Source organism: Streptomyces sp. BoleA5 (assembly GCF_000373665.1).
Lineage (GTDB): Bacteria > Actinomycetota > Actinomycetes > Streptomycetales > Streptomycetaceae > Actinacidiphila.
The window spans coordinates 73629-93063 of record NZ_KB892093.1 but is presented as its reverse complement, the minus strand read 5'-3'; the positions used below and the strand labels follow the sequence as shown (position 1 = coordinate 93063).

Sequence of the window (19435 nt, the reverse complement as noted above, 5' to 3'; positions counted from 1 at the left end):
ATCCATCCCGTGGCGTGGGGTGAAGGAGGTCTCGGGGGTGGCGTTGGTGGTGGCCCAGGAGGTGCCGACGTCCTCGACCATGGCCCTGCCTCATGGTCCGGCGGGCGTGGCCGAGGCGCGGCGCAGGCTGCGCAAGGAACTGTGCGCGCACGGGGTCGCGGACCCGGCCGTCGACGACGCGGTGCTCATCCTGTCGGAACTGCTCAGCAACTCCTGCCGGCACGCCCGGCCGCTGGGCGAGGACGCGCCGTCCTCGGGCGGCAGCGGCATCAGGGCCGCCTGGCGGATCGACGAGGACGGCCTGCTGACGGTGGAGGTCACCGACGGCGGCGGTCCGACCCGCCCGCTCCCGGCCAGTCCCTCGCTCACCGCCCGCGGCGGCCGCGGGCTGGGCATCGTACGGAACCTGTCGCTGCGCTGGGGCGTGCGCGACGCCCCCGGCGAGGTCACGGTGTGGGCGATGCTCGCGGTACGCAGCCGGCACGCGCGACGCGACGACCTCGCTCCCCAGCTCGACATCCCGATCGACTTCGCGGACCCCTTCGACGACCTCCCGTAGGCCCCACCGGGCAGTTGCCCGGCCCGCACGGGCGCGACCTCCGATGAGGGCGGACGGCGTGGCGCTAGGCTCACGGCCGGAACACCGCCGTTACCGGGAGAGATCGAGCCATGGCGAAGAAGCGCCCGACGAAGACGAAGGCCCCCGCCCGTCCGCAGATCACCGACGGGGAGATCCCCGCGGTCGGTGCCCGGGAGCCCTGCCCGTGCGGCTCGGGGCGGCGTTACAAGGCGTGCCACGGCCGTGAGGCGGCACACGCGGTGACGGAGCTGGTGCGGCGTCCGTTCGAGGGCCTGCCGGGCGAGTGCGACTGGGTGGCGCTGCGCGAGCTGGTGCCCGCCGCCACGGCCGAGTTGACGCTCAGGGACCCGCTGCCCGAGGGCGTGCCGTCCGTCACGCTGGCGACCGTGCTGCCGATGGCCTGGCCGGGGCTGCGCCGCGACACGGGCGCGGTGCTGCTGGGCCTGCAGAACGACACCGCCTCCGGGGACATCAGCCGGGACCTGGCCGACACCCTGCTCCGCTCGCTGCGGGCCGAGCCGGGCAACCCGGTGGGCGGCGAGCGCCCGGCGCCCGACGGTCCGCGGCTGCAGGATCTGCTGGACCTGGACGCGGCGTTCGAGCCCGTGGTGCACACCGGCTTCGAGTTCTGGCTGGAGCACGCGGAGTCCGCCACCGGTGAGGTCGCCGCCTCGCTGGAGCGGGCGAACGCCGCCGTGATCCCGACCGTTCGGCTGACCGGCGTCGACGCGGCGTACTGGTGCGAGACCCCGGAGAAGAACCACCTGCGCTGGGTCATGCCGCACCCCGAGGAGCAGTTGCTCGACGCGCTGGCCAGGCTGCACGCCGCGGGTGCCTCGTCGCTGGGCGAGGACACGCGGCTGGTGGGCTCGTTCCGGGCGCACGGGCTGGTCGTCCCGGTGTGGGACCTGCCGACGGGCGTCTCGGCGGACGAGGTGGAGAAGCCCGCGGCGGCCTTCGGCGAGCGGCTGGCCGAGGCGCTGGAGCGGACGGCCCCGCTCACGGCGGACGAGCGGCGGGCGCGCAACGGTCTCACCAACCGGCAGATCACCTTGAGCTGACCGGCCTCCCGCGCCGGCAGCCGCAGTTCGGGCCGTGGTCCGGGCCGGATGATCCCGTCGGGTGATCCTGGTCACAGCCGCTGCCGGCCGGGCCCGGAACCGGGGCCTGAACCCGTACCCCGGATTTGCGTACGGGCGAAGTCTTGTTACCGTTTGAACTGTCCGGTCGCTGGTGCATCCCCCGTCGCCAGCGACCGGACGTTTCCATGTCCGGGTCAGTGCGCGGATCCGCTGCGCAGCAGCGGGTGTTCCCCGTCCCGCTCGGCGATCTCCGCCACGGCCGTGTACGGCTCCGCCGCCCCCTCCACCGTCGGCTCGCGCGGCGTCTCGCAGCTCCCGCTCCCCCGGTCCGCGGTGATGGCGCACCGCACCTGCACCGTGCGGCCGTCGGGCAGCATGAGGGTCAGCACACCGTCCAGGGGCCGGCCCGTGGTGTTGCTGTAGTACGTGCGCGCCCAGGTGTCGCCGTCCTCGCCGATGGTGCAAGTCTGCGCCTCCAGGCCCTGCGGTGAGGTGAGTTGGGGACCACAGGATGCGGTCTGGCGTCCTGATCCGGCCAGCTTCGGCAGGCTGTCGAAGACACTGGAGTCGCTTGACAGCGGCTTGCCGTCGCTGATGGCCGTCGTCACGTCCACGGGCACGGCGGGGAGGACGGGCCCGGCGGTGGCGCCGGTCAGGGGCAGCATCGCGGCGACCGCCACGACCGTGGCGAGGGCGGCCATCCGCAGTTTCGGCGCACGCATCATGCACAGAACATAGCGGGAGAAACGGACATGGAGCGGGGGCCGTTGCCCGTTCCCAGGGCAACGGCCCCCGCTCTTACCCGAACGAGTGACGACCGACCGCGGCGACGGCCGTCACGCACCTCCTACGGGCCCCGCCACGGGGCACCGCTCAGTACGAGAGCCGGCTGCCGTCCGGCGCCGTGCGCCCCGCCTGCACCAGGGTGTCGACGACCACCCGCACACTGGGCAGCCACGGTGCCCGGTCACCCGGGTCCACCACCGGCCGCCGGACCCAGCGCGCCCCCGCGGTGCCGCCGGATCCGGCGGGGGAGGGCGGCAGGAGCAGGTAGCCGCCCTCGCCGTGGTACCGCAGCGAGGTCGGGACCCATTCGTGGCGGTCGAGCAACTCGCCCAGTTCCTCGAGGGAGTACGGCTCCACCAGTACCGCGAGGCGCGTGGGGGTGGCCACGACCGGGCCGGTGCGCACCCCCAGCTTGTCGAAGGCGCCCAGCGCCCGTGCCCCCGCGACGGCCGGCAGGCTCACCGCCGAGACCCGGTCGCCCGTGGCGAGCACCAGCGGCTGGTCCGGCCGCCGCGTCCACCACCAGCGGACCATCCGCGGGTCGCGGGTCGCCGCGAGGAGGCCCGGATCGTGCGGATGGGCGCCCGGCACCGGACAGTCGGGACGCAGGCAGGCGCATTCGCCGCCCGCGTCCGTACCGGCTCCGGGTACCACGGGCCAGTGCCACCGTTCGGCGCATGTGAGCGCCGCACGCAGCAGCTCGGGACTGCTCTTGCGTCGCTTTCCGAGGATCTCGCGCATCTGCGCTCGTTCCTTTCCGTTAGCGCTCAGGGATCTGCCCATGACACAACGTAATCTGGAACACACCGCTTACAAGGCAGCGCATCACGTCTCGAGCCGAGCGTGGAACCTGGCGGGGGGTGGCGCACACTGGCGCTTGTTCGTCCTGCGGAGTGCTGGGAACTGCTGCGTGTGCTTGCGTTTGCTGCTCTGTGCGGTCCCGCCGGCCGTGCAACAACCCCGCCACGGGGAGGGAGGGTCGACCGTCTCCATCTACGACGCCCTGGCAGGGCGCCGGGTTCCTGAGGCCGCCAACTCCCATCCCGTACGTACCCACTGCGACGGATATGACGCGCTGTCGAACCCCTTCAGTCGACAACTAATTGTGGCACGCGGTGCCCTTTTTCGGCCATAGTCCAGCATCTCCTCGGACTCGCCGACACCAGCCCATCTACCTGGGCAATCCTGGACACACCCACGAGTAGGCGGTAGAAGGGAATCCCTTGACAGCGGCGCAGCACGAGCTTGGGGGTTTGCAATGCTATTGACGGAAATGCGCTGCTCTGCGGAGGCGTCGCCGCGTCACGACGAAGAGCGTGAAAGCCGGCGGCCATGAGCGCGGCGCGCCTACCGAAAGTGGCCGGAATCGACCCACCCATTCCGGCACCGGCGCACACTGCCTCCCCCACGGTCGAACAGCAATGCCCTCCGGGTGACCCGAACGCGCATCCCGGGACGCCGGATCCGGCCGACCGGCCCGCGGCCGCCCAGGACAGGCTGGCCTCCTGGGTCTCCGATCTGAGCACCCTGCACGAGCTCACCGGGCGGCTGGCCGGGACGGCGACGCTGCAGGACGCGCTGCGGGAACTGCTGCGCGCCGGCGGCGCCTTGGTCGGCGCCCGGCGCGGTCTGGCCGCCGTCTCCCCCGTCGACCGGATGGGTCCGGCCACCGTCGTCGGTCTCGGTCTCGGACCGGCCGAGCTCGGCGCGCTGGAGACCGTCCCGCTGCCCGCCGTACCCGAGGCGGTGCCCGCGGAGGAGATCCACACCGACCTGTGCCGCGAGCCCGGGATCGGCCGGCGCCACCGCGAGGTCGCCCTGCGCCTCGGCTTCGGCGCCAGCTACGCCCTGCGCCTGTCCGCCGGCTCCACCGGCCGGCTGGGCTCGGCACTGTGGTTCTTCGACGAGCCCGCCGAGCCCGCCGAGCGCCGGCGCCGCCTCATCGGCCTGTACTGCCAATACGCCGCCGAGCATCTCGCCCGGCTGCTCGAACTCGACCGAAGCCGCGCCACTGTCGCCACGCTCCGCGAGGAGCTGCTGCCGACCCGCCTGCCGCGGGTGCCGGGGGTCCGGCTGGCCGTGCGGCACCGCCCGGCCGCCGGGGGCGGCGGCGACTGGTACGACGCCCTCCCGCTGCCCGAGGGGGCACTGGGGCTGTCGGTGGGCGGGGTGAGCGGCGGCGGCATGAGCGCGGTCGCCGCGATGGGACGGCTGCGGGCCTCGCTGCGGGCGTACGCGGTGATGGAGGGCGAGGACCCGGTCGCGGTCCTCTCCGACCTGGAGCTGCTGCTGCGGCTGACCGAGCCCGCCCGGTCGGCGACGGCGCTGTTCGCCTACGCCGAGCCGGCCGCCCGGAAGGTCGTGGTCGCCGGCGCCGGGCACTGCCCCCCGCTGGTCGTCGGCGCGCACCGGGTCGAGTACGTGGAGACCTCGCTGTCCGCGCCGCTGGGCATGCTCAGCTGCTGGGAGGCGCCCAGCGTCGAGTTCCGGGCGCTGGCCGGCGAGACCCTGCTGCTCTACACCGACGGCCTGCTGCACCGCACCGGCGATCCCGTCGACCGCGCCTTCGCCCGCCTGCACGCGGCCGCGGCGTCCGCCCCGCGAACCGCCCGGGACGACCCGGCGCAGCTGGTGGAGCACGTCCTGCACACCATGCTCCCCGACGACCACGAGGACCCCCACCCGACCGAGGACGTCGTCCTGCTCGCCGCCCGCTTCGACTGAGCCCGGGCGGGACCGCCGCCGGCCGTCTTCCGCGCCCACTTACGATGGGGTGGTCTACAGCGAGGAGGCACGACGTGGTCGAGGACCGCGCTCCGGAGACCCCGGAAGGCGACGAGCCCATCAAGCAGCGGAAGAACGGCCTGTACCCGGCCGTCTCCGACGAGCTCACCGAGGTGATGAAGTCCGGCTGGGCCGACACCGAGCTGCGCGACCTGCAGCCGATCGAGCAGGCGCCGTACGCCGCCAAGCGGCGCGCGGCGCTGTCCGCCCGCTTCCCCGGCGAGCGGCTGGTGGTCCCGGCCGGCAACCTGCGCACCCGCGCCAACGACACGGACTACCCCTTCCGTGCCGCCAGCGAGTACGTGCACCTCACCGGTGACCAGACCCAGGACGCCGTCCTGGTCCTGGAGCCCAACGGTGACGGATCTCACGACGCCACCGCGTACCTGCTCCCCCGCTCCTCCCGGGAGAACGGCGAGTTCTGGCTGGACGGCCAGGGCGAGCTGTGGACGGGCCGCCGCCACAGCCTGTCCGAGGGCGAGGTCCTGCTGGGCCTGCCGTGCGCCGACGTCCGCGAGGTCGCCGGTGTCCTGCGCGAGGCCACCGGACCGGTCCGGGTCGTCCGCGGGTACGACGCCGGCATCGAGGCCGCTCTGACCGACAAGGTCACCGCCGAGCGCGACGCCGAGCTGAAGGAGTTCCTGTCCGAGCTGCGGCTGGTCAAGGACGAGTGGGAGATCGGCGAGCTGCAGAAGGCCTGCGACTCCACCGCCCGCGGCTTCGAGGACGTCGTCCGGGTGCTCGACAAGGCCGAGGCGACCTCCGAGCGCTACATCGAGGGAACGTTCTTCCTGCGCGCCCGCGTCGAGGGCAACGACGTCGGCTACGGCTCCATCTGCGCGGCCGGCCCGCACGCCTGCACCCTGCACTGGGTGCGCAACGACGGCCCGGTCCGCTCCGGCGACCTGCTGCTGCTCGACGCCGGCGTGGAGACCCACACCCTGTACACCGCCGACGTCACCCGCACGCTGCCCGTCAACGGCACGTACACCGACATCCAGCGGAAGATCTACGACGCCGTGTACGACGCCCAGGAGGCCGGCATCGCCGCCGTCCGCCCCGGCGCCGCCTACCGCGACTTCCACGACGCCGCCCAGCGCGTGCTCACCGAGCGGCTCGTCGAGTGGGGCCTGTTGGAAGGCCCGGTCGAGCGCGTCCTCGAACTCGGCCTGCAGCGCCGCTGGACCCTCCACGGCACCGGCCACATGCTGGGCCTGGACGTCCACGACTGCGCCGCCGCCCGCACGGAGACCTACGTCAACGGCACGCTGGAGCCGGGCGTGGTCCTCACCGTCGAGCCGGGCCTGTACTTCCAGGCCGACGACCTGACCGTGCCGGAGGAGTACCGGGGCATCGGCGTCCGCATCGAGGACGACATCCTCGTCACCGAGGACGGCAACCGGAACCTCAGCGACGGCCTGCCGCGCCGCTCCGACGAGGTCGAGCGCTGGATGGCGGCCCTCAAGGGCTGACCCCGCCGACCAGATGGACGGCCGGGGCCGCACGGACCTCCGTGCGGCCCCGGCCTCCGTGCGTCAGGAGACCTTGAGCAGCGAGTCGTCCCGCCACTTGAGGATCTTGTCGAAACTGACCACCGCCCCGTGCCCGGGACGGTTGTGGAAGTGGACGTGGTCCACCAGGGCCTCGATCAGGAAGAGTCCGCGCCCGTGCTCGGCGTGCTGGTCCTTCTTCGCCAGCGGGCGTACGGAGTGGTGCGTACGGCGCAGGTCCGGAGCGAAGCCCGGGCCGGAGTCCGCCACCTCGATGCGGCAACGGTCGCCCTCGATGCGGGCCGTCACCCGGTACTCGCCGTGGGCGGCGTGCTCAACGGCGTTGGCACAGGCCTCGGTGAGGGCGACGGACAGGTCGTAGGAGATGTCCGGGTCCACCCCGGCCGTCTCCATCGTCCCCAGCAGGAGCCGGCGGGCGAGCGGAACGCTCGCAGCCTCGCGCCGCAAGTGGAGGGACCACCAGATGCTCATGCTCAGCCTCCTGGCTGCGGCTCGACATACCGATACGTATTGCCCCGAAACACGGTCGGTAAGCGTGGCGTTGACGTGATGCCAGCCATACGGCGGATGCCCGCGCTCCACAGGCGGGTGTAGGAACGGCACCCGACGCCATAGCACAGACCGGCGTGTTCCGGGCCCCGCCGTTCGCAAGACGGGTGCGCGGTGAGAGGATGACGCCCGTCATGTCTTCTCCCGTGCGCGCCGGCGCCGATCTGCGACTGCTGCGGGCCGCGGTGTTCACCGCGGTCTGCGTCGTGTTGTCCGCGGGCGCGCACATGCTGGCGTCGGGGCACGGGGTACCCGGCTGGACGCTGGCGGCGGGCTGGCTCGCCGTCCTCGCCTTCGCCGTCCCGCTCGCCGGGCGGGAGCGCTCGACGCCCGCCATCGCGACCGGTCTCGCCGGCGGACAGCTCGTGCTGCACGTGCTGTTCAACCTGGGCGGGATCTGCGGCGGCGGCGGGGTGGCCGAGATCGCCGGACGGCTGCTCTGCGACGAGCGGACGACCGAGCTGCCCGCCCACGTGCACACCGTGGCCGGAGCCGGCCACATGGCGGGCATGCCCGGGATGGCCGCGATGCCCGGCATGTCCCCCCTGACCGCCGAGAGCACGATGCTCTCCTACAGCCTTCCCATGCTGCTCGGGCACGCGGTCGCCGCGGTCACCGCCGGCTGGCTGCTGCGCCGCGGCGAGGCCGCGCTGTGGCGGCTGGTCGCGCTGTCGGTCCGGGGGCTGGCCGAGCTGTCGGGCGGCGCCCTGCGCCATGCCGTCGCGCTCGTGCGCCTGCTGCTGACGGGCAGCCCGGCCGCGCCCTGCGCCGTCCCCGGCGCGGGCCGCACCGACGGCTCCGCCCCCGTGCCGCACACGGTGCTGCTACGCCACAGCCTGGCCCGGCGCGGTCCGCCGGCGCACGCCCTCGCGGCCTGAACGCGACCCGCTCCACCGACGTACGAGGGCGGGGTCGCGCGCGCCGCACGCGTGCCATCCGCCACTTTTCCTCCGTCACCGTGGAGTCTCCGCATCATGAACACCGTCATGCGCCGCGCCACCGCCCTCGCCGCCGTCACCGGGGCGGCCGTGCTCGCCACCGCCGTCCCCGCCTTCGCGCACGTGAGCGTCCAGCCCGGCAGCGCCGCCAAGGGCGGCTACAGCACGGTCGCGTTCAAGGTCCCCAACGAGGACGACAAGGCGTCGACGATCAAGGTCGAGGTCAACCTGCCGGCCGACCACCCGCTCGCCTCCGTCTCCGTCCAGCCGGTGCCCGGCTGGACGGCGCAGATCACCAAGACCAAGCTCAAGACCCCGCTGAAGACCGGTCACGGCGACCTCACCGAGGCGGTCACGAAGATCACCTGGAGCGGCGGGAAGATCAAGCCCGGCGAGTTCCAGCAGTTCCCGGTCTCCCTGGGCCCGCTGCCCGAGGACACCGACCAGTTGGCCTTCAAGGCCCTCCAGACGTACGACGACAAGGAGGTCGTGCGCTGGATCGAGGAGCAGCAGAAGGGTGAGGAGGAGCCGGAGCACCCGGCGCCCGTGCTGACCCTGGCCAACGCCGCGGACGACGGCCACGGCCACGACGCCTCCACCTCGGACGACAAGAAGGACGACGCCAAGGCCGAGCCCGTCTCGGCCACCGGCGACGCCGCCACCGAGAAGGCCGCCTCCGCCGACGCCAGTGACACCACGGCCCGGGTGCTCGGCATCGCCGGCATCGTCGTGGGCGTGCTCGGCGTCGCCTTCGGCGTGGTGGCCGGCCGCCGTCGCGGCACCGGCACCCCGTCCGCCTGACGCACCATCGCCGGGGCGGCCGCCGCGTACGCGCCGCGGCCCCCCGGCGCCGTACCGAATTCCTGGGGAACCCCTGATGCGTACCACCCTCAGGGCGGCAGCCTCGGCCGCCGCCGTCGCCGCACTCGCCCTGACCCTCGCCGCCTGCGGCGGCTCGGACGGCGGAACGGACGCCTCCGGTGCCGGGCCCGTCGTCTCCGTCGACGCGACACCGAAGGCCGCCACCGTCCTCGACACGCCGTTCGAGAAGCCCGACATGATCCTCACGGACACACACGGCGGGACGTACGACTTCACCGAGCGGACCAAGGGCCGGCCGACCCTGCTCTTCTTCGGCTACACCCACTGCCCGGACGTCTGCCCGACGACGATGAGCGACATCGCCATCGCCAAGTCGAAGCTGCCCGCGGCCGAGCAGGACCGGCTCGTCGTCGTGTTCGTCACCACCGACCCCGAGCGCGACACCCCCGAGCGGCTCGGCGAGTGGCTGGGCGCGCAGGACAAGTCCTTCGTCGGTCTCACCGGCGACTTCGCCACCATCCAGGCGGGCGCGCGCTCGCTCGGCGTGGACGTGGAGAAGCCGGTGAAGGAGAAGGACGGCAGTATCACCGTGACGCACGGCGCCCAGGTGATCGCGTACTCGCCGAAGGACGACAAGGCGCACGCGCTCTACATGTCGGGCACGACGTCCGAGGAGTTCGCCGCCGACCTGCCGAAGATCATCGCGGGACGGACCCCGTGACCCGTTCCCTGCGGCGGATCCCCGTGGCGGCGGCCCTGGTGCTGCTCGGCGCGACGGCCTGCTCCGGCCCGCCCGCCGGTCCCGAACTGAAGGTGAGCGGCGCCTACATCCCGCAGCCCGCGCTCGCGGACATGGCCGCCGGCTACTTCACCGTCGCCAACACCGGCGGCCGGGACGCCCGGCTGACCTCCGTCACGAGCGACCTGTCAGGCGACATCACCCTGCACAGCACCGAGGGCAACCGGATGCGCCGGGTGACGTCCTTCACCGTCCCCGCGGGCGGGCGGCTCACACTCGCGCTCGGCGGCAGCCACCTGATGCTGACGGACCTGGAGCACAAACCCGTGGCCGGCGAGCGGGTGTCGCTGCGGCTGCATTTCGACGACGCCGACACCATCGACGTACGGGTACCGGTCAAGCCCGCGGGCTACCGCCCGGGGGACTGAGGAGAGCGCCATGAGGGTGATGACGAAGTCCGCGCTGCGCCTGCTGGCCGTGCCGCTCGCCGTGCTCGGCCTGCTGTTCGGCACCGCGGCGCCGGCGTCCGCGCACGCCGCGCTGGTCGGCTCCGACCCGGCCCAGGGATCGGTCGTCAAGACCGCGCCGGCGCAGGTGCGGCTGACCTTCTCCGAGGGCGTGCTGCTGTCGAGGGACGCCATCCGCGTCCTCGGCCCGGACGGCGAGCGCGCGGAGACCGGCGACGCGAACGACGGCGGCCGGGGGAACACCACCGCGGCCGTCGCCCTGCGCCCGGGGCTCGGCAACGGCACGTACACCGTCGCGTGGAAGGCCGTCTCGGCCGACAGCCACCCGGTGGCGGGCGCCTTCACCTTCTCCATCGGCGCGCCCTCCAAGACCTCGGTCGCCCTGCCCGCGCAGGAGGTGGGCGGGGGCGCCGTCGGCGCCCTGTACGACATCGCCCGCTACGCCGCCTACCTCGGCTTCGCGCTGCTGGTCGGCGCCGCGTTCTTCATCGGCGTGTGCTGGCCGGACGGCGCGCGGACGCGGGCCATGCGGCGGCTGGTGGCCACCGGGTGGGCCACGATGGTCGCCGCGACGATACTGCTGCTGATGCTGCGCGCCCCCTACGCCAACGGGGGCACGCTGGGCGACGCCTTCGACCTCGGCGGCGTGCGGGACGTCCTGGACACCCGGCCCGGCGCGGCGCTGCTGTCCCGGCTGCTGCTGCTCGCGGCGGGCGCGGTGTTCATCGCGGTGCTCTTCGGCAGCTGGGCCAAGCGGGAGGACCCGGTCGAACGGCAGGACCTCGCCTGGGGCCTGGCCATCGGCGGCACGGTCGTGTCGGTCGGCCTGGCCGCGACGTGGGCGATGGCCGAGCACGCCTCGGTCGGCATCCAGGCGTCGGTGGCGATGCCCGTCGACATCGTGCACCTGCTGGCCGTGGCCGTCTGGCTCGGCGGCCTCACCGCGCTGCTGGCCGCCCTGTGGAGCGGGCAGCGGGTGGAGCGGGCCACGGTGCAGCGTTTCTCGAAGATCGCCTTCGGGGCGGTGGTGACCCTGGTCGTCACCGGCGTCTACCAGTCCTGGCGTCAGCTCGGCTCCTGGGACGCGCTGGTGTCCACCGGCTACGGGCAACTGCTGCTCGTCAAGGTCGGCCTGGTCATCGTGCTGGTGGAGCTGGCCTGGCTGTCCCGCCGCTGGACCGCGCGGCTCGGCGAGGCCGCGGTCCGCGGCAGGGCGGTCGCCGTCGCCCAGCCGGTGGCGGCGGGACGGAAGGGCGCGGGCGGCGGGGGCGGCGACGCGTCCGAGCGCGCCGGTCAGCTGGCCCGGCAGGAGGCGGCGCTGGCCAAGGAGCGCGCCCGCAAGGAGCGCGACGGGGACGCCGAGCGCACCGGCCTGCGCAAGTCGGTGCTGGCGGAGGTGGCCGTCGCGGTCGTGGTGCTGGCCGTCACGACGCTGCTGACCGGCACCCAGCCGGGCAGGGCCGCCGAGGAGGGCGCCGCGCAGCAGGCCTCGGCACCGGTGGCCGAGGTGCCCGAGCCGCTGGACGTGAGGATCCCCTTCGACACCGGGGGCACCGACGGCAAGGGCGAGGCGGAGGTGACCATGGATCCCGGCGGCATCGCCGAGAACGAACTCCACCTGCTGGTCACCTCCCCCGACGGCCGGGCCTTCGACGTCCCCGAGGTACAGATCTCCTTCACCCTGAAGTCCAAGAAGATCGGCCCCATCCCGGTGACGCTGGGCAAGGTCGACACCGGGCACTGGAGTGCCGCGAACGTCCAGATCCCGGTCCCCGGGGAGTGGACGATCGCCGTCACCGTCCGGACCTCGGACATCGACCAGGTCACCCGTACCAAGGTAGTGAAGATCGGCTCATGAACGACCGCACTCAGGACCTCTCGCGGCGCCGGCTGCTCGGCACCGCGGGCGCGGCGGGCGCCGCGGGACTGCTCGTGGGCGGCGCCTCCGGCGCCGTCACCGCGCACGCGACGCGGGACGAGGCCACCGCGCTGACCTCGGTCGGCGCCACGGCCGTCCCCTTCCACGGCACCCACCAGGCCGGCATCACCACCCCGCTGCAGGCCCGCGGCCACCTCGTCGCCTTCGACCTGGCCGCGGGGGTCGGACGCAAGGGCGCCGCGGCCCTGCTGCGCCGCTGGTCCGCGGCGGCCGAGGCGATGACGGAGGGCAGGGCGCCCGCGGGCGACAACCAGGTCGCCCTGGACGCCGGGCCGTCCTCGCTCACCGTCACCTTCGGCTTCGGCCGCAGCTTCTTCACCAGGACCGAGCTGGCCGGACGGCTGCCGGAGGCCCTCGCCCCCCTGCCGGACTTCGCCTCCGACGCGCTCGACCGCCGGCGCAGCGACGGCGACCTGTGGATCCAGATCGGCGCGGACGACGCCCTGGTCGCCTTCCACGCGCTGCGTGTGCTGCAGAAGGAGGCCGCGGGCACGGCCTCCCTGCGCTGGCAGATGAACGGCTTCAACCGCACGCCCGGTACGACCGCCGAGCCCCGTACCGCCCGCAACCTGATGGGTCAGGTCGACGGCTCCAACAACCCCCGCCCCTCCGACCCCGACTTCGACGCGCGCGTCTTCGTCCCCGCCGGCGGTTCCCCCCGGTGGATGGCGGGCGGCTCCTACGTGGTCGTCCGGCGTATCCGCATGCTGCTGGACACGTGGGACAACCTCCCCCTGGAGCGCCAGGAGAAGGTGATCGGGCGCCGCAAGGCCGACGGCGCACCGCTGTCCGGGGGCACCGAGGCGAGCAGGCCCGACCTCGACAAGATCGGCCCGGACGGCCGTGCCTTCGCGATCGCGGCCGACGCGCACGTCCGCGTCGCCGCCCCGGCCTCCAACGGCGGCGCGGCGATGCTGCGGCGGGGCTTCTCGTACCACGACGGCTACCGCGACGACGGCGCGCCCGACGCCGGGCTGCTCTTCGTGGCCTGGCAGGCCGACCCGCTGAAGGGATTCGTGCCGGTGCAGCGCAAACTCGACCGGGGCGACGGCCTGTCGCGCTACCTGCGCCACGAGGCCGGCGGGCTCTTCGCGGTCCCGGGCGGCGCGGCACCGGGCGAATACGTCGGCCAGCGGCTGCTGGAGTCCTGAGGAAGGGCGCCGTCCCAGGGCCTAGGCTGACAGACATGTCGCCGGCGAGCCGTTACACCTATCTCGGCCCTGAGGGCACGTTCACCGAGGCCGCGCTCCGGACGCTTCCGGAGGCCGCCACCCGCGAGCTGGTGCCGATGGTCTCGGTGCAGGCGGCGCTCGACGCGGTGCGCTGCGGGGAGGCGGCGGCCGCCCTGGTGCCCATCGAGAACTCGATGGAGGGCGGCATCACCGCGACGCTGGACGAACTGGCGGCGGGCTCACCGCTGATGATCTACCGCGAGGTGCTGCTGCGCATCGCGTTCGCACTGCTGGTGCGACCGGGCACGGGCTTCGGCGACGTCAAGACGGTGACCGGTCACCCGGCCGCCCAGGTCCAGGTCCGCACGTGGCTGTCGGCGCACCTGCCGGACGCCGCCTGGGAGTCGGCGGCGTCGAACGCCGACGGCGCCCGGCTGGTGGCGGAGGGCCGGTACGACGCGGCGTTCGCCGGTGAGTTCGCGGCGCCGACGTACGGGCTGGAGCCGCTGGCCACGGAGATCCACGACGCGGCGAACGCCGAGACCCGCTTCGTGCTGGTGGGCCGGCCGGCCCGGCCGGTCGCGCCGACCGGCGCGGACAAGACCTCGGCGGTGTTCTGGCTGGGCGACGACCACCCCGGCGCACTGCTGGAACTGCTGCAGGAGTACGCGGTGCGCGGGGTGAACCTGATCCGCATCGAGTCGCGGCCCACCGGTGAGGGGATCGGGCGGTACTGCTTCTCGGTGGACTGCGAGGGGCACATCACCGAGCGCCGGGTGGGTGAGGCGTTGATGGGCCTGAAGCGGATCTGTCCGCAGGTGCGTTTCCTCGGCTCGTACCCGCGCGCGGACGAGGTGCCCCCGCAGCAGCGCAAGGGGACCACGGACGAGGAGTTCACGGCCGCGGCGGACTGGCTGGGCCGTGCCCTGGACGGGCGGGTCTGAGGCCGTTCGCGCACCGCTTCACGGGGCCTCCGGTGAACAACCGGTGGCTCCTTCGGTTGTCCACCGCGTTATCCACAGGCCCCTGCCGCAGGCTGGGGATAAGTCGACAGAACAAGTCGCCCAATGAACCGCCAGATCGACAAATCGGCACACTCATACCAAGTGGACCCACAGGACCACAGGTCATCATTCGTCATCCCAATACATTCGAACAACTCGATAGAGGGAAGAGTTCTCACTCGAAAGTGAGTGTTAAGAGGGTTTGGACCGGGAATGCATGCCCCCGCACCCACCTCGCGAAATGATCAAGCCCATCTTCCACAGCCCATCCACACCCGCTGTGGACAAGCGACGGAGAGCCCCCTCCCCCTGTGGATAACCCTCCGCTCCGGACCTGCCCCAACTGCCTTTGCCCACAGGCCACATGCCCTCCCCGGAGGGACGCGAAGAATTCGGTTGACGGTAACCGACCCGCCATTACCGGTCGTCCGGCATTTCCCGCAGCCTCCTTTCAAAACGGACATAACGCCCCATAAAGCACTTAAGTTGTCGCGTCGGCGCCCGGCGCACCGGTAGCCTGTTCCCGTGATTGACCTTCGCCTGCTTCGTGAGGACCCCGACCGTGTGCGCGCCTCCCAGCGCGCCCGTGGAGAGGACGTCGCGCTCGTCGACGCCCTCCTCTCCGCCGACGAGCGGCGCAGGTCGTCCAGTACCCGCTTCGACGAGCTGCGCGCGGAGCAGAAGGCGCTGGGCAAGCTCATCGGCAGGGCGCAGGGCGAGGAGAAGGCCGAGCTGCTCAAGAAGGCCGGCGAGCTCTCGGCCGCCGTCAAGGCCGCCGACGCCGAGCAGCACGAGGCGGCCGAGGAGGCGCAGCGCCTGCTGCTGCAGCTCGGCAACATCGTCCACCCGGACGTCCCCGTCGGCGGCGAGGAGGACTTCGTCGTCAAGGAGGTCGTCGGCAGCCCCCGCGACTTCGCCGACGAGGGCTTCGAGCCCAGGGACCACATCGACCTCGGCGAACTGCTCGGCGCCATCGACGTCGACCGCGGCGCCAAGGTCTCCGGCTCGCGCTTCTACTACCTGACCGGCGTCGGCGCCCTGCTGGAGCTGGCCCTGGTCAACGCGGCCGTCGCGCAGGCCACCGCGGCCGGCTTCACCCCGATGCTGACCCCGACGCTGGTCAAGCCGGAGGCCATGGCCGGCACCGGCTACCTCGGCCAGGTCGAGGACGACGTGTACTACCTGGAGAAGGACGGCCTGTACCTGGTCGGCACCTCCGAGGTCCCGCTCGCCGCGTACCACATGGACGAGATCATCGAGGCGTCCAGGCTGCCGCTGCGCTACGCGGGTTTCTCGCCCTGCTACCGGCGCGAGGCGGGTTCGTACGGCAAGGACACCCGCGGCATCATCCGCGTCCACCAGTTCGACAAGGTGGAGATGTTCGTCTTCACCCGCCCCGAGGACGCCGAGGCCGAGCACGCGAGGCTGCTCGAGTGGGAGAAGCAGTGGCTGACCTCGCTCGAACTGCCCTACCGGGTGATCGAGCTGGCCTCGGGCGACCTGGGCTCCTCCGCGGCGCGCAAGTTCGACTGCGAGGCGTGGATCCCCACGCAGGGCAAGTACCGCGAGCTGACCTCCACCTCGAACACCACCGAGTTCCAGGCCCGCCGGCTGTCGGTGCGGCTGCGGGACGAGAAGGGCACCCGCCCGCTGGCCACGCTCAACGGCACGCTGTGCGCCATCCCGCGCACGATCGTCGCCATCCTGGAGAACCACCAGCAGGCCGACGGCTCGGTCCGCGTCCCCGAGGTGCTGCGCCCCTACCTGGGCGGCCGTGAGGTGCTGGAGCCGGTCGCCAAGTGACCTCCCCACTCCCCTACCGCCTGATCGCGACGGATCTCGACGGCACGCTGCTCGGCCCCGACCACACCGTCTCGGAGCGTTCCCGCAAGGCGCTCGCCGCGGCCACCGCGGCGGGTGCCGCGCACATCGTCGTCACCGGGCGCCCGGTGGCCCGTACGGTGCGCGTCCTGGATGACCTCGGCTACGAGGGCCTGGCCGTCTGCATGCAGGGCGCGCAGGTCTACCACGCCGGCGAGCGCCGGCTGCTGACCTCTGTCACGCTGGACCGGCAGACCGCCCGGGCGGCGCTGGCCAAGATCGAGGCGGAGACGGGCCGGCTGGCCGTGGCGGCCGCGCTCGACGGCGTGGACGGCGACATCGTGCTCGGCCCCGGCTACCGGCTGTTCGAGTCCGAGCTGCCGGTGGGCGGCACGGTGGACGACGTGGCGGGGCTGTGGGCCTCGCCCGTCAGCAAGCTCTACATCCAGTGCCCGGGGATGGGGGACGACGAGCTCGCGCAGGCCGCGACCGCGGCCGCCGGCGGCCTGGTCAGCGCCGTGATGTCCGGTACGGGCATCGTGGAGCTGCTGCCGCTGGGCCTGTCCAAGGCCCGGGGGCTCTCGCTGGCCGCCCGCCGGCTGGGCGTGACGGCCGCGGAGACCATCGCCTTCGGCGACATGCCCAACGACCTGCCGATGTTCGAGTGGGCCGGCCACGGCGTCGCGATGGGCAACGCCCACACACTGCTCAAGGCGGCCGCCGACGAGGTCACGGCCTCCAACGGCGAGGACGGGATCGCCCTGGTCCTGGAGCGGCTCTTCCCCTGGGCGTGAGCCCGCGGCACGCGAGGCCGATCAGCAGGGCGATGACGTGCCCGAGGTCGGTGCAGGTGCGGCCCGGGGTCACCAGGGGATACGCGAGGAAGCCCGCGGCGGCGAGCAGGTAGGGCAGCCGCCAGGGCGGTCGCACACGGTGGGCGGGTACGCCGACGACCCCGGCGAGCCCGTAGCTGACGCCGATGTCGACGGTCCGGGCGAGTGAGGCCGGCAGCCGGCTGGCGTGGATGCCCAGCTGGACGGCCTGCTGGACGGCCTGCTGGACGGCCTGCTGGCTGAGGACGCTCGCCCCGGCATGGGCCAGGGCGGCGACGCCGAGCCAGCGCCGGGTGCCCAGCCGGCGCTCGGCGGGCGCGTGGACGGCCCCGAAGCAGAGCGCGTACAGCCCGAAGGCCGCCGGCGACTCGGTCCACAGCGCGCTGCCGAGCAGCGCGCGGACCGGCCGGGACCCCAGCTCCGCCAGGTTCGTGCTGTTCTGGTGCAGCAGGAAGGACCCCAGGTCCGGCGGGGCGGCCGCCATGACGCAGCTGGTCGCGGCGAGGACCAGCAGCCAGATGCGCGTCCCGGGGGTGGAGCGCACCCAGGCGCGCACGTCGGGGACGACGACCCGGGCCGCCGCGCCGCGCGGTGCGGAGCGGCGGCGCCCGGTGCCGGCGGTGCCGGCCGTCTCGTCCACCGCCATCCCCTCCATCGTGCGGCAGGGGAAAGGCGGCTTCAGCGGGTTCAGGCCGCCTTGATCGCGGAGATGTCGAAGGTCAGCTTGACCTTCTCGCTGATCAGGACGCCGCCACCCTCGAGGGCCGCGTTGTAGGTGAGGCCCCAGTCGGAGCGGTTGACGGTCGTGGAGCCCTCGAAGCCGACCCGGAGGTTGCCGTAGGGGTCGGTGGCCGAGCCGTTGTAGGTGAAGTCGATGGAGACCGGCTTGGTGGTGTCCTTGATCGTCAGGTCACCGTGCATGCGGTAGGTCTCGTCGTCGACCTGCTCGGCGGAGGAGCTACGGAAGCGGATCTCCGGGTAGGTCGCGGCGTCGAAGAAGTCACCGGTGCGCAGGTGCTCGTCGCGCTGGGTCTGGTTGGTGTCGATGCTGACGACCTTGATCGTGACCTCGGCGGAGGAGTTGGCCGGCTTGCTGCCGTCCAGCTGCAGCTTGCCCTCGTACTCCGCGAACTGGCCGCGCACGGTGGTGACCATCGCGTGGCGCACGGAGAAGCCGACCTCGCTGTGGGTCGGGTCGATCGTGTACTCACCGGTCAGGTGCGCCAGGTCGGCGGAGGGCGCGGTGGTGACGGCGGCGGTCGCGGTGGCTTCGCTCTTGCGGCTGAAGAGACCCATGATGAACTCCTTGGGGACGTGTTGGTTTACGATTCAACCTCCTTCACCGTAACGGCATTCCCTTGAATTTTCAAGGAGTCCTGTGACGCGGCCCACTTCCAGGGGAGGGGGACGAGGCGCCGCCGGCCCCGCACACGGGACCACAAGCGGCGGAGCCCGGCGGCGGAACGCGCGGCGAGCGCGTCGACGCGGTGGGCCAGCTCCGGGCTGAACAGCGCGATGAGCAGGCCGAGGGCGGCCAGGAACACGCCCACGGCGAAGAGCAGCGGAGTCTCGGACATCACGCCGCAAATCTGACAATCCGATGTGTGGACGTCAGGGGAGCAGGGCCGCCCGGGCGGAAGAAGTCCACCCGGGCGGCTTACGGGACGACAGGCCTCAGGCCGGAACGATCACTCCTCGCCGGCCAGCGTCAGCGACCGCATCCGCTGCCCCGCGAAAGCGGTCGCGGCGAGGGTGACGCCGACGAGCAGCACCACCGCGAGCGGCAGCCCCACGTCGGAGGTCACCAGGCCCTCGCCGGCGATCTTCTGGGCCAGCGCCAGGGCCCACTGCTGCACGCTCAGCGTGCGTGCCCCCGGCACCAGGCTGCCGATCAGCGACTCCCAGATCAGCGCGTAGACCAGGCCGAAGACCACCGCCTGCCGGGTCACCACGCCCAGCAGCAGGAAGATCGCCGCGTACGTGACCGAGGCGACCGCCGCCGCCGCGGTGAACGCCAGCGCGATGCCCTGGCTGTTGCCGTTGAGGATGAACCCGGCGATCAGGGTCGGCACGGCCGAGAAGACCACCGACACCGCGATCGCGACCAGCAGCTTGGTGACGATGATCGTCGGCCGCCGCACCGGCTTGGCCAGCAGGTAGATGATCGAGCCGTCGTCGATCTCCGGCCCGATGGCGCCGGTGCCGGCGATCACGCCGACCAGCGGCACCATCGTCGCCAGCGCGAAACCGCCCAGCACCGAACTCGCGATGGAGTCGTCGGCGCCGACCAGCACCCGCACCGCCACGGAGATCAGGATCAGCAGCGCGGGCAGGGCGAACAGGACCAGGGCCCGGCGGCGGCCCAGCAGCCCCCGGTAGGTCAGCCTGGCCACGGTGGGATTGAACAT

20 protein-coding genes are annotated in these 19435 nt (G+C 72.8%); 13 read left to right on the top strand and 7 right to left on the bottom strand.

Annotation, left to right across the window (positions count from 1 at the left end; translation table 11 throughout):
• Window positions 1-37: 37 nt before the first annotated feature.
• Together B085_RS0108890 and B085_RS0108885 are read left to right on the top strand one after the other, a co-directional pair.
• A complete protein-coding gene (locus B085_RS0108890) occupies window positions 38-559 on the top strand; it encodes an ATP-binding protein (RefSeq protein ID WP_018558226.1) in 522 nt (173 codons plus the stop codon).
• A 110-nt stretch (window positions 560-669) separates the two neighbouring features.
• Window positions 670-1641 (top strand): DUF5926 family protein, encoded by a 972-nt coding sequence (locus tag B085_RS0108885; RefSeq protein ID WP_018558225.1) that lies wholly within the window; start codon window positions 670-672, stop codon window positions 1639-1641.
• Window positions 1642-1856: 215 nt separating this feature from the next.
• On the opposite strand, the gene B085_RS0108880 is transcribed toward B085_RS0108885, so the two are convergent.
• Together B085_RS0108880 and B085_RS0108875 are read right to left on the bottom strand one after the other, a co-directional pair.
• Window positions 1857-2387 (bottom strand): hypothetical protein, encoded by a 531-nt coding sequence (locus B085_RS0108880; protein ID WP_026250818.1) that lies wholly within the window; start codon window positions 2385-2387, stop codon window positions 1857-1859.
• 148 nt (window positions 2388-2535) lie between these two features.
• Window positions 2536-3189 (bottom strand): bifunctional DNA primase/polymerase, encoded by a 654-nt coding sequence (locus B085_RS0108875; protein ID WP_018558223.1) that lies wholly within the window; start codon window positions 3187-3189, stop codon window positions 2536-2538.
• A 615-nt stretch (window positions 3190-3804) separates the two neighbouring features.
• Between B085_RS0108875 and B085_RS0108870 the strand changes: the two genes are divergently transcribed.
• Both B085_RS0108870 and B085_RS0108865 read left to right on the top strand, forming a co-directional pair.
• Entirely contained in the window at window positions 3805-5172 is a 1368-nt protein-coding gene (locus B085_RS0108870) for a PP2C family protein-serine/threonine phosphatase (protein WP_018558222.1), read from the top strand.
• A gap of 74 nt (window positions 5173-5246) precedes the next feature.
• Window positions 5247-6704: an aminopeptidase P family protein gene (locus tag B085_RS0108865; protein ID WP_018558221.1), complete on the top strand. Its 1458-nt coding sequence runs from the start codon at window positions 5247-5249 to the stop codon at window positions 6702-6704.
• A gap of 63 nt (window positions 6705-6767) precedes the next feature.
• Here B085_RS0108865 and B085_RS0108860 read toward each other — a convergent pair whose 3' ends face one another.
• Window positions 6768-7214 (bottom strand): ATP-binding protein, encoded by a 447-nt coding sequence (locus B085_RS0108860; protein ID WP_018558220.1) that lies wholly within the window; start codon window positions 7212-7214, stop codon window positions 6768-6770.
• A 212-nt stretch (window positions 7215-7426) separates the two neighbouring features.
• Here B085_RS0108860 and B085_RS0108855 point away from each other — a divergent pair, with 212 nt between their 5' ends.
• The 9 genes from B085_RS0108855 to B085_RS0108815 all read left to right on the top strand — a co-directional run bounded on the left by B085_RS0108855 (window position 7427) and on the right by B085_RS0108815 (window position 16988).
• Window positions 7427-8170 (top strand): hypothetical protein, encoded by a 744-nt coding sequence (locus B085_RS0108855; RefSeq protein WP_037731478.1) that lies wholly within the window; start codon window positions 7427-7429, stop codon window positions 8168-8170.
• Window positions 8171-8266: 96 nt separating this feature from the next.
• Window positions 8267-9031, top strand: a complete 765-nt coding sequence (locus tag B085_RS0108850; RefSeq protein WP_018558218.1) for a YcnI family protein — start codon at window positions 8267-8269, stop codon at window positions 9029-9031.
• Between the two features lie 76 nt (window positions 9032-9107).
• On the top strand, window positions 9108-9773 hold the full coding sequence (locus B085_RS0108845; protein ID WP_018558217.1) for an SCO family protein: 666 nt from the start codon (window positions 9108-9110) through the stop codon (window positions 9771-9773).
• Window positions 9770-10219 (top strand): copper chaperone PCu(A)C, encoded by a 450-nt coding sequence (locus B085_RS0108840; protein WP_018558216.1) that lies wholly within the window; start codon window positions 9770-9772, stop codon window positions 10217-10219. Before B085_RS0108845 ends, B085_RS0108840 begins: the two co-directional genes overlap by 4 nt.
• A gap of 10 nt (window positions 10220-10229) precedes the next feature.
• Complete coding sequence (locus tag B085_RS0108835; RefSeq protein ID WP_018558215.1) at window positions 10230-12116, top strand: copper resistance CopC/CopD family protein; 1887 nt, start codon at window positions 10230-10232, stop codon at window positions 12114-12116.
• Window positions 12113-13348: an iron uptake transporter deferrochelatase/peroxidase subunit gene (gene efeB, locus B085_RS0108830; RefSeq protein ID WP_018558214.1), complete on the top strand. Its 1236-nt coding sequence runs from the start codon at window positions 12113-12115 to the stop codon at window positions 13346-13348. Before B085_RS0108835 ends, efeB begins: the two co-directional genes overlap by 4 nt.
• A gap of 35 nt (window positions 13349-13383) precedes the next feature.
• The gene (gene pheA / locus B085_RS0108825) at window positions 13384-14313 is read left to right on the top strand and encodes a prephenate dehydratase (protein ID WP_018558213.1); all 930 of its coding nucleotides are present in this window, start codon (window positions 13384-13386) and stop codon (window positions 14311-14313) included.
• 585 nt (window positions 14314-14898) lie between these two features.
• Window positions 14899-16176, top strand: coding sequence for a serine--tRNA ligase (gene serS, locus B085_RS0108820; RefSeq protein WP_078619818.1), 1278 nt, complete (start codon window positions 14899-14901; stop codon window positions 16174-16176).
• Complete coding sequence (locus tag B085_RS0108815) at window positions 16173-16988, top strand: HAD family hydrolase (protein ID WP_018558211.1); 816 nt, start codon at window positions 16173-16175, stop codon at window positions 16986-16988. Before serS ends, B085_RS0108815 begins: the two co-directional genes overlap by 4 nt.
• On the opposite strand, the gene B085_RS0108810 is transcribed toward B085_RS0108815, so the two are convergent.
• The 4 genes from B085_RS0108810 to B085_RS0108795 all read right to left on the bottom strand — a co-directional run bounded on the left by B085_RS0108810 (window position 16924) and on the right by B085_RS0108795 (window position 19435).
• Window positions 16924-17673, bottom strand: coding sequence for a rhomboid-like protein (locus B085_RS0108810; RefSeq protein ID WP_018558210.1), 750 nt, complete (start codon window positions 17671-17673; stop codon window positions 16924-16926). The genes B085_RS0108815 and B085_RS0108810 overlap by 65 nt on opposite strands.
• A 41-nt stretch (window positions 17674-17714) precedes the next feature.
• A complete protein-coding gene (locus B085_RS0108805; RefSeq protein WP_018558209.1) occupies window positions 17715-18323 on the bottom strand; it encodes a YceI family protein in 609 nt (202 codons plus the stop codon).
• 26 nt (window positions 18324-18349) lie between these two features.
• Window positions 18350-18604 carry a hypothetical protein gene (locus B085_RS0108800; RefSeq protein WP_026250816.1) on the bottom strand — a complete coding sequence of 85 codons (255 nt, stop codon included), beginning with the start codon at window positions 18602-18604 and terminating at the stop codon, window positions 18350-18352.
• Between the two features lie 111 nt (window positions 18605-18715).
• A complete protein-coding gene (locus B085_RS0108795; protein ID WP_018558207.1) occupies window positions 18716-19435 on the bottom strand; it encodes an ABC transporter permease subunit in 720 nt (239 codons plus the stop codon).

Bases quoted from the DNA above. Each gene is read 5' to 3' on its own strand.
- B085_RS0108805 (WP_018558209.1), bottom strand. From the start codon at position 18,323: ATGGGTCTCTTCAGCCGCAAGAGCGAAGCCACCGCGACCGCCGCCGTC.
- B085_RS0108855 (WP_037731478.1), top strand. From the start codon at position 7,427: ATGTCTTCTCCCGTGCGCGCCGGCGCCGATCTGCGACTGCTGCGGGCC.
- B085_RS0108845 (WP_018558217.1), top strand. From the start codon at position 9,108: ATGCGTACCACCCTCAGGGCGGCAGCCTCGGCCGCCGCCGTCGCCGCA.
- B085_RS0108875 (WP_018558223.1), bottom strand. From the start codon at position 3,189: ATGCGCGAGATCCTCGGAAAGCGACGCAAGAGCAGTCCCGAGCTGCTG.
- pheA (WP_018558213.1), top strand. From the start codon at position 13,384: ATGTCGCCGGCGAGCCGTTACACCTATCTCGGCCCTGAGGGCACGTTC.
- B085_RS0108810 (WP_018558210.1), bottom strand. From the start codon at position 17,673: ATGGCGGTGGACGAGACGGCCGGCACCGCCGGCACCGGGCGCCGCCGC.
- B085_RS0108860 (WP_018558220.1), bottom strand. From the start codon at position 7,214: ATGAGCATCTGGTGGTCCCTCCACTTGCGGCGCGAGGCTGCGAGCGTT.
- B085_RS0108885 (WP_018558225.1), top strand. From the start codon at position 670: ATGGCGAAGAAGCGCCCGACGAAGACGAAGGCCCCCGCCCGTCCGCAG.
- efeB (WP_018558214.1), top strand. From the start codon at position 12,113: ATGAACGACCGCACTCAGGACCTCTCGCGGCGCCGGCTGCTCGGCACC.
- B085_RS0108850 (WP_018558218.1), top strand. From the start codon at position 8,267: ATGAACACCGTCATGCGCCGCGCCACCGCCCTCGCCGCCGTCACCGGG.
- B085_RS0108795 (WP_018558207.1), bottom strand. From the start codon at position 19,435: ATGTTCAATCCCACCGTGGCCAGGCTGACCTACCGGGGGCTGCTGGGC.
- B085_RS0108800 (WP_026250816.1), bottom strand. From the start codon at position 18,604: ATGTCCGAGACTCCGCTGCTCTTCGCCGTGGGCGTGTTCCTGGCCGCC.
- B085_RS0108880 (WP_026250818.1), bottom strand. From the start codon at position 2,387: ATGATGCGTGCGCCGAAACTGCGGATGGCCGCCCTCGCCACGGTCGTG.
- B085_RS0108835 (WP_018558215.1), top strand. From the start codon at position 10,230: ATGAGGGTGATGACGAAGTCCGCGCTGCGCCTGCTGGCCGTGCCGCTC.